At 71.0% G+C, this 11,064-nt stretch carries 11 protein-coding genes and 1 tRNA gene; 6 read left to right on the top strand and 6 right to left on the bottom strand.

Annotated features, from left to right (window positions below):
* Positions 1–73 precede the first annotated feature (73 nt).
* Positions 74–147: transfer RNA gene (locus AB0Q96_RS33110), tRNA-Asp, on the top strand.
* A gap of 423 nt (positions 148–570) precedes the next feature.
* On the opposite strand, the gene bldC is transcribed toward AB0Q96_RS33110, so the two are convergent.
* Together bldC and AB0Q96_RS33100 are read right to left on the bottom strand one after the other, a co-directional pair.
* On the bottom strand, positions 571–777 hold the full coding sequence (bldC, locus tag AB0Q96_RS33105; RefSeq protein ID WP_003949541.1) for a developmental transcriptional regulator BldC: 207 nt from the start codon (positions 775–777) through the stop codon (positions 571–573).
* A gap of 623 nt (positions 778–1,400) precedes the next feature.
* Positions 1,401–2,294, bottom strand: coding sequence for a hypothetical protein (locus tag AB0Q96_RS33100; RefSeq protein ID WP_365332005.1), 894 nt, complete (start codon positions 2,292–2,294; stop codon positions 1,401–1,403).
* Between the two features lie 153 nt (positions 2,295–2,447).
* Between AB0Q96_RS33100 and AB0Q96_RS33095 the strand changes: the two genes are divergently transcribed.
* Together AB0Q96_RS33095 and AB0Q96_RS33090 are read left to right on the top strand one after the other, a co-directional pair.
* Entirely contained in the window at positions 2,448–3,536 is a 1,089-nt protein-coding gene (locus AB0Q96_RS33095) for a Glu/Leu/Phe/Val dehydrogenase dimerization domain-containing protein (RefSeq protein ID WP_365332003.1), read from the top strand.
* Positions 3,537–3,837: 301 nt separating this feature from the next.
* The gene (locus AB0Q96_RS33090) at positions 3,838–4,098 is read left to right on the top strand and encodes a DUF3073 domain-containing protein (protein WP_365332001.1); all 261 of its coding nucleotides are present in this window, start codon (positions 3,838–3,840) and stop codon (positions 4,096–4,098) included.
* Positions 4,099–4,253: 155 nt separating this feature from the next.
* Here AB0Q96_RS33090 and purM read toward each other — a convergent pair whose 3' ends face one another.
* Together purM and purF are read right to left on the bottom strand one after the other, a co-directional pair.
* Complete coding sequence (gene purM / locus AB0Q96_RS33085) at positions 4,254–5,321, bottom strand: phosphoribosylformylglycinamidine cyclo-ligase (protein ID WP_329422501.1); 1,068 nt, start codon at positions 5,319–5,321, stop codon at positions 4,254–4,256.
* Positions 5,322–5,365: 44 nt separating this feature from the next.
* A complete protein-coding gene (gene purF, locus AB0Q96_RS33080) occupies positions 5,366–6,892 on the bottom strand; it encodes an amidophosphoribosyltransferase (protein WP_365331999.1) in 1,527 nt (508 codons plus the stop codon).
* 318 nt (positions 6,893–7,210) lie between these two features.
* On the opposite strand from purF, the gene AB0Q96_RS33075 reads away from it, so the two are divergent.
* Complete coding sequence (locus AB0Q96_RS33075) at positions 7,211–7,303, top strand: putative leader peptide (protein ID WP_365331997.1); 93 nt, start codon at positions 7,211–7,213, stop codon at positions 7,301–7,303.
* Between the two features lie 157 nt (positions 7,304–7,460).
* Positions 7,461–8,867, top strand: a complete 1,407-nt coding sequence (locus AB0Q96_RS33070; RefSeq protein ID WP_365331995.1) for a sulfatase-like hydrolase/transferase — start codon at positions 7,461–7,463, stop codon at positions 8,865–8,867.
* Between the two features lie 22 nt (positions 8,868–8,889).
* Here AB0Q96_RS33070 and AB0Q96_RS33065 read toward each other — a convergent pair whose 3' ends face one another.
* Positions 8,890–9,720: an META domain-containing protein gene (locus tag AB0Q96_RS33065; RefSeq protein WP_365331993.1), complete on the bottom strand. Its 831-nt coding sequence runs from the start codon at positions 9,718–9,720 to the stop codon at positions 8,890–8,892.
* Between the two features lie 61 nt (positions 9,721–9,781).
* Complete coding sequence (locus AB0Q96_RS33060) at positions 9,782–10,570, bottom strand: sterol carrier family protein (protein WP_365331991.1); 789 nt, start codon at positions 10,568–10,570, stop codon at positions 9,782–9,784.
* Positions 10,571–10,635: 65 nt separating this feature from the next.
* Between AB0Q96_RS33060 and AB0Q96_RS33055 the strand changes: the two genes are divergently transcribed.
* Positions 10,636–11,046 (top strand): nuclear transport factor 2 family protein, encoded by a 411-nt coding sequence (locus tag AB0Q96_RS33055; protein ID WP_365331989.1) that lies wholly within the window; start codon positions 10,636–10,638, stop codon positions 11,044–11,046.
* Positions 11,047–11,064: the final 18 nt, after the last annotated feature.

Genomic DNA, 11,064 nt, shown 5'->3' with positions numbered 1-11,064 from the left:
CGGGCGAGTTCGACCAGACCGCTGACCTGCTGTACAGTCATCTTCGCAGCCACGGTTCAGCGGCTGCGAGCAAGGCTCTGTGGAGCAGTTGGTTAGCTCGCCACCCTGTCAAGGTGGAGGTCGCGGGTTCAAGTCCCGTCAGAGTCGCAAGCGAAGAAGGCCCGCACCGTTCGGTGCGGGCCTTCTTGCGTTCCCGCCACCGAGGGACCAAGGTCCCGGCAAGGGGTGACCAACGGCGCGTTGGCCGGCCTCCGGGGGGTGGAAGGCTGTTCTATGGCAAGAGTCTGACGATGTGACGGGTGTCACTCAATCCGTTTCCAGAAGCGCCTCACTTACACCCTTCCTACATGGCTTCGATTTAATATGTGCAATTGCACCGCAGGGACGGGGCCGGCGGCGGACATAAAAAGATCGCGCTGGACCCGGCGGAGTCCAGCGCGATCGACGACGGAGGACCCGTTGGGGCAGGTCGTTCGTCAGCAGAGCTTGGGGTGGGCGGACCGGGTTGGGGGACCCGGCAAGTGCCCGGTGTTGCAGGTATTACGGGGTGTTGCGTAAGTCGCGAGCGCCTCAGGCCTCGCTACGCTGCTGCGGAATACCCGCCAGCAGAGCGCGAACCTCGGCCTCGCGGTACCGGCGGTGCCCACCCAGGGTGCGGATGGACGTGAGCTTGCCCGCCTTCGCCCAACGGGTCACCGTCTTCGGGTCCACGCGGAACATCGTGGCAACCTCGGCAGGGGTCAGCAGCGGCTCGGCATCAGGGGTGCGAGCGGTCATGAGCGGCCTCCTCGGGAGAACCGAACCTTCTCGGTTCTTTCCTCTAAATTCTGCACCTTGACCCGCGTTGCCCGAAATGGCAGTAGCGGGCCGAGTCGGTTATAGGACGAACGGCTTGTCCTCGGCACTACAACTACACCATCCGTCCAGCCACGTCGGCCAAACCGATGGAATTGCCCTCGCAGGTGTTCATCAGCGGCGGAAGTCGATGGACCATGCCATAACGGACAGTCACGCGACTGTGACGATCAGTCACAGAGCGATCAGGAGTCCTCAGACCCCCCATAGAGTGCAATGTCGAGCATTCCGCCCTTACTTGGGCGGAAGGAACCCTCCCCGGACTCCTTGTCCTATTTTGGCACGAGGGTGGGTGATGGGCGCAAGGGTGCGGTAAGTGCTATCCGTCACGCTTGAGCCAAAGGCCCGGATCGGGACCTACGTCCTGCCACACCCGCCCCAACGTCCCCACGAGAACACACCAAGGACCCGAACAGACGTCCAGCGAGAAGATCATTTAAGCCAGATAGACCTGATCTGTCGAGTGATAACCGCGAGGACGGTCGGTTCCAGCTCCCGGGACCACCCCCCGGGCCGCCCCCGGGCCGCCCCCGGGACCGCCCCCGTCAGTTGGCGAACCGAAGGTCGCGGACCGCCCGCCACCGCTCCGCCAGCCGCCCGTACGCCGCCTGCGCGGCCTCCTCGTCGCCGTCCCGCAGCGCCGCGATCCCCAGCGCCATGTCGGCCGCCGACCGGTCCGCCGCCAGCGCCTCCGGCCCGAGCGCGTGCACCAGGCCGCCGTAGTCCAGCTCCACCAGCGCCCGCGGATGGAACTCCTCCAGCCAGCGCCCCACCTCGATCAGACCCTCCGTCATCGGGCCCTCGTCGATCGACTCCCGCAGCGCCTTCAGGGCCCGCGCCAGCCGTCGCCGCGCCTGCACCATCGGCGTCCGGTAGCGCAGCACCGGCGGCCGGGCCGGGACCTCACCGCCGCCCCCGCCCTCCGGCGCGCCCGCGACGGCCCCCGGGTCGTACTCCCGCTCCTCGTCCGAGAAGAGCGTGAACCACCGCAGCGGCACCTGCCACACCGCGCCGCGGATCCACGGCCGCGCGTCCGGATTCCGCTCCCGCCACCGCTCGTGCTCCGCCGCCACCCGCGCCCGCGCCTCCGGCGCCAGCATCGCGTCCAGGACCGCCGCCGGCAGCGTCCCGCCCACCAGCTCCTCCAGGGCCAGCCACCCGCGCAGCCGGGTGCGCCACGGACAGACCAGGACCGCCCCGTCCACCGACGCCACGAACGCGTCCCCGCTCTCGCGGGCCGGCACCGGGACCGGCGGCACCCGCACCAAGTCCGCCAGCGAAGCGCGCAGTTCCTGCTGGGCCCCCGGAAGGTCCGGCCGGCAGGCGTAGCGGGCCCAGTGGCTCCGCTCCGGCTCCGGGAAGGCGGCCAGCGGCTCGTACACCCGCAAGTACGAGGCGTACGGAACGAGCACCGAAGAGGGGGAGGACGGGTCCGGCATGTCGCAAATCCTTCCACGCGGGTACTCCGTGAGGGGGTGATCCTCAGCACTGCGTCCCTGCTACGGCCAGGTAGGACTTACCCTCGTGCCGACCTGGTCCCACCCCCACCCGCAGGGGGGACCTTCCGCCGCATCAACTTGGGAGTCACCACCGTGACCGATGTGACCGGCGTTCCTGATGTACTGCACACCCTGTTCCACTCGGAGCAGGGCGGCCACGAACACGTCGTGCTGTGCCAGGACCGCGCCACCGGCCTCAAGGCCGTCATCGCCCTCCACAACACCGCCCTGGGCCCCGCCCTCGGCGGCACCCGCTTCTACCCGTACGCCACCGAGGCGGAGGCCGTCGCCGACGCGCTGAACCTCTCCCGCGGCATGTCGTACAAGAACGCCATGGCCGGACTCGACCACGGCGGCGGCAAGGCCGTGATCATCGGCGACCCCGAGACGATCAAGACCGAGGACCTGCTGCTCGCCTACGGGCGCTTCGTGGCCTCCCTCGGCGGCCGCTACGTGACGGCCTGCGACGTCGGCACCTACGTCGCCGACATGGACGTCGTGGCCCGCGCCAACCCGTGGACCACCGGCCGCTCCCCCGAGAACGGCGGCGCCGGCGACTCCTCCGTCCTCACCGCCTTCGGCGTCTTCCAGGGCATGCGCGCCTCCGCGCAGTTCCTCTGGGGCGACCCCACCCTCCGCGGCCGCAAGGTCGGCGTGGCGGGCGTCGGCAAGGTCGGCCACTACCTGGTCGAGCACCTGATCTCCGACGGCGCCGAGGTCGTGATCACCGATGTCCGCGAGGAGTCGGTGCGCCGGATCACCGAGAAGTTCCCGCAGGTCTCCGTGGCCGCCGACACCGACGCGCTGATCCGCACCGAGGGCCTGGACGTCTACGCCCCCTGCGCCCTCGGCGGGGCGCTGAACGACGCCACCGTGCCGGTCCTCACCGCGAAGATCGTCTGCGGTGCCGCCAACAACCAGCTGGCGCACCCCGGCGTCGAGAAGGACCTCTCGGAGCGCGGCATCCTCTACGCGCCCGACTACGTGATCAACGCCGGTGGCGTGATCCAGGTGGCCGACGAGCTGCGGGGCTTCGACTTCGACCGCTGCAAGGCCAAGGCGACGAAGATCTTCGACACCACCCTGGAAATCTTCGCTCGCGCAAAGTCTGACGGAATTCCGCCGGCCGCCGCGGCCGACCGGATCGCCGAGCAGAGGATGGCCGAGGCCCGCCGCGACTGACCCTCGACGGGGGCGGCCCGCCCGCGGAGAGCCTTCCCGGGCGGATATCGGGAGACTTCGCTCACGCCGATCGGCGGGTCGCCCCTCAAGAAGGGGTTAAAATCGCGATTGACCAGCGAGGACAGGGCGCCTCGAAGGTTCTGTACCGAGGTATGTGATGCGCGCGGCGTACCGTAGACCGACGGAAACAGGTACCGTTGAAGCCCTACGGACCGGTCTCTCATTCGAGAGTCCGTTCCGGATCATGAACGCGTGTCAAGACTCTGGGGCCGTCGAGCCCCGTCACCGAGGGGGTCGAGCCATGGGGCGCGGCCGGGCAAAGGCCAAGCAGACGAAGGTCGCCCGCCAGCTGAAGTACAGCAGCGGCGGGACTGACCTGTCGCGTCTGGCCAATGAGCTGGGCGCATCGACCTCGAATCAGCCGCCGAATGGCGAGCCGTTCGAGGACGACGACGACGACGAGGAAGACGACCCGTACGCGCAGTACGCGGATCTCTACAACACGGACGACGAGGACGAGGACGACGAGTCCGGTCCGGCGTCCACTCAGCGTCGCGCTTGACCTTCTGAACATCGCAGCCCGGTCCGGGGTACCCGGACCGGGTTTCTGCGCTGCTCCAGGACGGTAGCGCCCAGGGCGCCCGTTCCTGCCGTACGTACGCGGAAGGGCACCCCTTGAGGTCAAGGGGTGCCCTTCCGTGTACGTGTCCGGGGCGGCTACTTCGCGTAGTCGCCGACCAGCTCCGCGCCGCTCGCCTTGTCGCCGCGCTCGGTGATCTCGCCGGCCACCCAGGACTCGACGCCCCGGTCGGCCAGCGTGGTGAGCGCCGCGTCCACCGAGTCGGCGGGGACCACGGCCATCATGCCGACGCCCATGTTCAGGGTCTTCTCCAGCTCCAGGCGCTCGACCTGTCCGGCCTTGCCGACCAGGTCGAAGACCGCGCCCGGGGCCCAGGTCGAACGGTCCACGGTGGCGTGCAGGCCGTCCGGGATCACCCGCGCCAGGTTGGCGGCCAGGCCGCCGCCCGTGATGTGGCTGAAGGCGTGGACGTCGGTGGTCCGGGTCAGCGCCAGGCAGTCCAGCGAGTAGATCTTGGTGGGCTCCAGGAGCTCCTCGCCGAGGGTCCGGCCGAACTCCTCGACCTGCTGGTCCAGGGTCATGCCGGCGCGGTCGAAGACCACGTGGCGGACGAGCGAGTACCCGTTGGAGTGAAGACCGGAGGACGCCATGGCGATGACCGCGTCACCCGTACGGATGCGATCCGCGCCGAGCAGCCGGTCGTACTCCACGACACCCGTGCCGGCGCCCGCGACGTCGAAGTCGTCCGGGCCGAGGAGGCCCGGGTGCTCCGCCGTCTCGCCGCCGACCAGGGCGCAGCCGGCCAGGACGCAGCCCTCGGCGATGCCCTTGACGATGGCCGCGACCCGCTCGGGGTGCACCTTGCCGACGCAGATGTAGTCGGTCATGAAGAGCGGCTCGGCGCCGCAGACGACGATGTCGTCCATGACCATGGCGACCAGGTCGTGGCCGATCGTGTCGTACACGCCCATCTGGCGGGCGATGTCGACCTTCGTGCCGACGCCGTCGGTCGCCGAGGCGAGCAGCGGGCGCTCGTACCGCTTGAGGGCGGAGGCGTCGAAGAGGCCGGCGAAACCGCCGAGGCCGCCGAGGACCTCGGGGCGCTGGGTCTTCTTCACCCACTCCTTCATGAGCTCGACGGCGCGGTCGCCCGCTTCGATGTCGACGCCCGCGCTCGCGTAGCTGGCACCGGTGGCCTGAGACATGGCTTCAGAACTTTCGTGTCGTACTGCGCGGGCGCAGCGGGATCTTACGGGCGGCGCAGGGCGTCCGCGGCCGCGGTGGCTGCGGGGCCTGCGGCCAGCTCGGTCTCCAGGAGCTGCTTGCCGAGCAGCTCGGGGTCCGGCAGCTCCATCGGGTACTCGCCGTCGAAGCAGGCGCGGCACAGGTTGGGCTTCTGGATGGTGGTCGCCTCGATCATCCCGTCGAGCGAAATGTACGAGAGCGAGTCCGCGCCGAGCGACTTGCCGATCTCGTCGACCGTCATGCCGTTGGCGATCAGCTCCGCGCGGGTGGCGAAGTCGATACCGAAGAAGCAGGGCCACTTCACCGGCGGCGAGGAGATCCGGATGTGGACCTCGGCGGCACCGGCCTCGCGGAGCATGCGCACCAGGGCGCGCTGGGTGTTGCCGCGGACGATCGAGTCGTCCACGACCACCAGCTTCTTCCCCTTGATGACTTCCTTGAGGGGGTTCAGCTTCAGCCGGATGCCCAGCTGGCGGATGGTCTGCGAGGGCTGGATGAAGGTCCGGCCCACGTAGGCGTTCTTGACCAGGCCGGCACCGAACGGGATGCCCGAGGCCTCCGCGTAGCCGATGGCGGCCGGGGTGCCGGACTCCGGCGTCGCTATCACCAGGTCGGCCTCGGCGGGCGCTTCCTTGGCCAGTTTCCGGCCCATCTCCACGCGGGAGAGGTACACGTTGCGACCGGCGATGTCCGTGTCGGGACGGGCCAGGTACACGTACTCGAAGACACAGCCCTTGGGCTTCGCTTCCGCGAAGCGCGAGGTGCGGATGCCGTTCTCGTCGATGGCCACGAGCTCGCCCGGCTCGACCTCGCGGACGAAGGTCGCGCCGCAGATGTCGAGGGCGGCGGACTCCGAGGCGACGACCCAGCCGCGCTCCAGCCGGCCGAGGACCAGCGGGCGGATGCCCTGCGGGTCGCGGGCCGCGTAGAGCGTGTGCTCGTCCATGAAGACGAGGGAGAAGGCGCCCCGGACGTCGGGGAGGACCTTCGCGGCCGCCTGCTCGATGGTGAGCGGCTTGCCGTCCTCGTCCGCCTGGCCCGCGAGCAGCGCCGTCACCAGGTCGGTGTCGTTCGTCGCGGCGACCTGAGTGGACCGGCCCTCCCGCTTGGGGAGTTCGGCGACCATCTCGGCCAGCTGAGCCGTGTTCACCAGGTTGCCGTTGTGGCCGAGCGCGATCGAGCCGTGGGCGGTCGCCCGGAACGTCGGCTGCGCGTTCTCCCACACGGAGGCACCCGTGGTCGAGTAGCGGGCGTGACCGACCGCGATATGACCTTGGAGGGAACCGAGAGAGGTCTCGTCGAAGACCTGGGACACGAGGCCCATGTCCTTGAAGACGAGGATCTGGGAGCCGTTGCTTACCGCGATTCCCGCGGATTCCTGACCCCGATGCTGGAGGGCGTAGAGCCCGAAGTACGTGAGCTTTGCGACCTCTTCACCCGGAGCCCAGACACCGAAGACGCCACAAGCGTCCTGGGGGCCTTTCTCGCCGGGGAGCAGATCGTGATTGAGTCGACCGTCACCACGTGGCACGGCTCCGAGTGTAGGCGAGATCGACCACTGGTCCGAATTGGCGAACGGGTCGTGGTAGGGCCCCTGAGCTGCTCGTACGATCCCACGAACTGATCCTTCGATCCTTGTCGGAGCCCACAAAGCAAGGGGCGCAAGGGCTCCCACCCGACAGCCGATGACACGAGCCCCCGAAGCGGACGCTCGTACGGCACGGGCCGAACGGTCGGGATGTGACGCAGGACGCAGCCCGAGACCTCCCGAGGCCCCCCACCGCCCCCGGAGTCCACGGTGCGGGACAGGCGTTGACACCCCGCCCGCCCTCCGCCAGGCTCGGCGATCATGCAGCCTTCCCGTGACCGCTCGGTCACGCTCGTGGAGCGCCGGCACGTGGACCTGGTCCGTGTCGCGAGCGCGATCTGTCGCTGCGCCTGAGCCCCTCGGCTCCCCCTCTCTTCGCTCCTCACCCCCCTCTTTCTCCTCTCCTCCCTCCCTTCCGGGACCGGCGCACCCCGCGCTCGCTCCCGCGCGCCCGCACGCGCCCTTCGTCCCGCTCCGCGCGCCTCCGCGCGGCTTCCCCCTGGAGACCCGTATGTCCTCGTCCCTGTCCCGCCGCGCCCTCGGCGGGGCGGCCGTCGGCACGGCCGCCGCCGTCGCACTCGGCGCCCAGGCCCCCGCCGCCCAGGCCGCGCAGGCCCCGTCCGCGGCGGAGCGCCCGTTCCGCGCGGCGCCCGGACGCCACCCGAAGCGCCCCAACATCCTGTTCATCCTGGGCGACGACCTCGGCTGGGCCGACCTCTCCTCGTACGGCTCCCCGCACATCCGCACCCCGCACCTGGACCGGCTCGCCCGCCAGGGCGTCCGCTTCACCGACGCGTACTCCGGCTCCGCGACCTGCTCCCCGACCCGCTTCAGCCTCTACACGGGCCGCTACCCCGGCCGCACCAAGGGCGGACTGGCCGAGCCCATCGCCGACACGTCGGTCGGCCTCGACCCCACCCACCCCACGCTCGCCTCGCTCCTGCGCGGGGCCGGCTACTCCACCGCGCTCATCGGCAAGTGGCACTGCGGCTACCTGCCCGACTACTCCCCCACCCGCTCCGGCTGGGACGAGTTCTTCGGCAACTTCGGCGGCGCCCTGGAGTACTACTCGAAGCTGGGCCTCGGCGGCGAGTACGACCTCTACGAGGGCGACGCCGCGTACAAGGACCTGCGCTACTACACCCGGATCCTCACCGAGCGGGCCTCCGAGTACGTCGCCCGCGACCACGACCGGCCCTTCCTCCTGAACCTCAACTTCACCACCCCGCACTGGCCCTGGATCGCCGACGGCGACGAGGAGACCAGCGCCGAGATCGTCCGGCGGATCAAGGCCGGCGACCGCTCCGCCCTCTGGCACCAGGACGGCGGCTCCGTCGAGAAGTACAAGGAGATGGTCGAGGACCTCGACCGCTCCGTCGGCCAGGTGCTCGCCGCCCTCCGCCGCGCCGGCCGCGAGCGCGACACCCTCGTCTTCTTCGGCAGCGACAACGGCGGCGAACGCTTCTCCTACAACTGGCCGCTCGCCGGCAACAAGGGCTCCCTCCAGGAGGGCGGCATCCGCGTCCCGTCCGTCCTGCGCTGGCCCGCCGCCATCGACGGCGGCCAGGTCAGCGACCTCCCGGTGTTCTCCCCCGACTGGACCGCGACCCTCCTGGAGATAGGCGGCGCCCGCCCCCACCCCGCGTACCCGCTGGACGGCACCAGCCTCGCCGGGCATCTGCTGCGCGGCCACGAACCCGCCGAGCGCGACCTGTTCTGGCGGGTCCGCGGGGAGCGGGCGCTGCGCCGCGGCGAGTGGAAGTACTACCGGGGCAAGGGCGGGCGCGACCAGCTCTTCCACCTCACCGAGGACGCCCGCGAGCAGGCCGACCGGGCCCCCTTCGAGCGGGAGCGGCTGGCCGAGCTGCGGGCCGCCTGGGAGCGGGTGGACGCGGGACTGCTGCCGTACCCGGGCTGATCCCCGGGCCGCCGCTCCCGGCTCAGCCCGCGGGCGCGGGCGCGGTCGCGGACGCCGGCTCGGTCGCCGTCGCCGTGAAGCCCTGGCCGTCCGCGTCGGTGACCGTCAGGGTGCGGTGGTCGACCCGGTAGCCGAGGGGCCCGTCGAGGGCCTCGTACAGCTTCGTCTCCAGGTCCATCTGCGGGCCCGTGCAGATCATCCGGGTGGTCGCGATCGCGCCGAGCGTGACCGACCCGCCGCTGATCCGCGCGGGCGCGGTGACCCGGTTGCAGCCGAGACTGCCGGTGAGCCGCCCGTCCTTGCCGAAGGTCAGCTGCGCCTTGCCCTCGGAGCCGGCCGGCAGCGACGCGGCGGTCTTCCCGGAGAGCAGCCCGTCCACCGTCCAGGTGGTGCCGAGGAACGGGGCGTCGGGCTCGGCGGACAGCTCCACGACCCGGCGCCCGTCCGGCGAGGTCAGCGTGAGCGCCTTCCCCTTCCACTCGCCCTTGAGCCGCCCGTCGAGGGCCTTCAGCAGGGCCGTCTCGAAACGGTGCAGGTCGGCGGGGCAGCCGATCTCGGTGACCTCGCTCGGGGAGACGGTGAGCGTGCCGCCGTCCACGGCGACGTCGGCGCCGAAGGTGTTGCAGCCGCTGTTCCCCCGGGCCCGCCCGTTCTCCGTGAACGCCACCCGCGCCCCGGGTGGGGCCGCCGACCGGGCGCCGTCGACCGTGACCGCGCCGATCGTCCAGTCGGTGCCCTCGACGGGCAGGTCGGGGGTGACGGTGCCGGCTCCGGAACCTGCCCCCTGCTGCGTACCGCAGGCGGCGAGGAAGAGCAGCGGGACCAGGGCGGCGAACACGCGCGGCTTCTTCATGCCGATGGGACGGGCCGGCTCCCCTTACGGTTCCGGGCGCCGCCCCGTACCGGCCGGCCCCTCAGCCCATCAGCGGCAGCAGCCCCGCCAGATCCGCCCGCTCCCCGCTCGCGCTGACCCGCGCCGCGTCCAGCTCCACCGCCCACCGGGCCCGCCCGGTCGCCAGCCGGATCCAGGTCAGCGGGTCCGTCTCGACGACGTTCGGCGGGGTGCCCCGGGTGTGCCGCGGCCCCTCGACGCACTGCACCACCGCGTACGGCGGGACGCGCACCTCCACCGCACCGCCCGGCGCCCGCGCCGCGAGGGTGTCGGCGAGCAGCCGGGTGCAGGCGGCGAGCGCCTGCCGGTCGTACGGGATGCCGACCCCGGTCGCCGCGCTGAGGTCGTCGGTGTGGACGACGAGCTCGACGGTCCGGGTGACGAGGAAGTCGGCGAGCGTCATCGCCCCGAAACTCACCGGGAGCAGCCGGGAGTCCGGGGCCGCCGCCACCGCCGTCCCGTACGCCTCCGCCGTCCGCTCGTACAGACCGGCCAGGTCGGCGGTGTCGACGCCCCGGGTGCGCTCGTCGATCCGCTCGGCGGCCGAGGCGGTCACGGACGGCCAGTCCAGGAGCGCGAGTTCCTGCTTCGCCGGCTCGGGCGCGGCGAGCAGCGCGGGCACCGAGTCGACCATCCACGCGAGGTGCCCGGCCAGTTCCCGCACCGTCCACGACCCCAGCCGGGTCGGCCCGTCGAGCGCCTCCGGGGGCAGCGCGAGCACCGCGTCCCGTACGTGCCCGAACTGGGCGAGGACGGCGGCTCGGGTCTTGGCGGAGTCGTAGCTGCGGGCGCGCTTCTTGGCGGGTGGCATGGGCCGAGGCTAGCCCCGAGACTTGAAGAGGGGGACATCCCCTCACCGAAAGGCACGCCGGGACCATGACCCACCACGAGCACCCCGACGCCGCCCTGGTGCGGCAGGGCTACGAAGCGTTCATGAAAGGTGACATGGAGGCGCTGTCCTCCCTGATGACCAGCGACTGCACCCACCACGCGCCGGGCTCCACCCGGTTCGGCGGCCACGTCAAGGGCCGCGACAACGTCATCGCCATGTACGGGTCGCTGGCCGAGTACACCGGCGGCACCCTGCGCATCGAACTCGGCACCATCACCGTCGACGGGCGCGGCCACGCCATCGCGAGCCACAAGTGGTTCGCCGAGCACGGCGACCGGGGCATCGAGATGCCCGGCGCCCTCTTCTTCACGATCATCGGAGGCAAGGTCTCGGACATCGACGAATGCGTCGAGGACATCGCGGAACTCGACGCCTTCTACTCCCTGGGCGACTGAGTACTCCTGGGGCGACCG

This window comes from Streptomyces sp. NPDC093111 (assembly GCF_040683955.1).
GTDB lineage: Bacteria > Actinomycetota > Actinomycetes > Streptomycetales > Streptomycetaceae > Streptomyces.
This window is presented reverse-complemented; position numbering and strand designations above follow the sequence as displayed.

Excerpts from the sequence above, each read along its gene's own strand:
- bldC (WP_003949541.1), bottom strand. The coding sequence starts at position 777 with ATGACCGCTCGCACCCCTGATGCCGAGCCGCTGCTGACCCCTGCCGAG.
- AB0Q96_RS33100 (WP_365332005.1), bottom strand. The coding sequence starts at position 2,294 with ATGCCGGACCCGTCCTCCCCCTCTTCGGTGCTCGTTCCGTACGCCTCG.
- AB0Q96_RS33090 (WP_365332001.1), top strand. The coding sequence starts at position 3,838 with ATGGGGCGCGGCCGGGCAAAGGCCAAGCAGACGAAGGTCGCCCGCCAG.
- purM (WP_329422501.1), bottom strand. The coding sequence starts at position 5,321 with ATGTCTCAGGCCACCGGTGCCAGCTACGCGAGCGCGGGCGTCGACATC.
- AB0Q96_RS33075 (WP_365331997.1), top strand. The coding sequence starts at position 7,211 with ATGCAGCCTTCCCGTGACCGCTCGGTCACGCTCGTGGAGCGCCGGCAC.
- AB0Q96_RS33070 (WP_365331995.1), top strand. The coding sequence starts at position 7,461 with ATGTCCTCGTCCCTGTCCCGCCGCGCCCTCGGCGGGGCGGCCGTCGGC.
- AB0Q96_RS33065 (WP_365331993.1), bottom strand. The coding sequence starts at position 9,720 with ATGAAGAAGCCGCGCGTGTTCGCCGCCCTGGTCCCGCTGCTCTTCCTC.
- AB0Q96_RS33060 (WP_365331991.1), bottom strand. The coding sequence starts at position 10,570 with ATGCCACCCGCCAAGAAGCGCGCCCGCAGCTACGACTCCGCCAAGACC.
- AB0Q96_RS33055 (WP_365331989.1), top strand. The coding sequence starts at position 10,636 with ATGACCCACCACGAGCACCCCGACGCCGCCCTGGTGCGGCAGGGCTAC.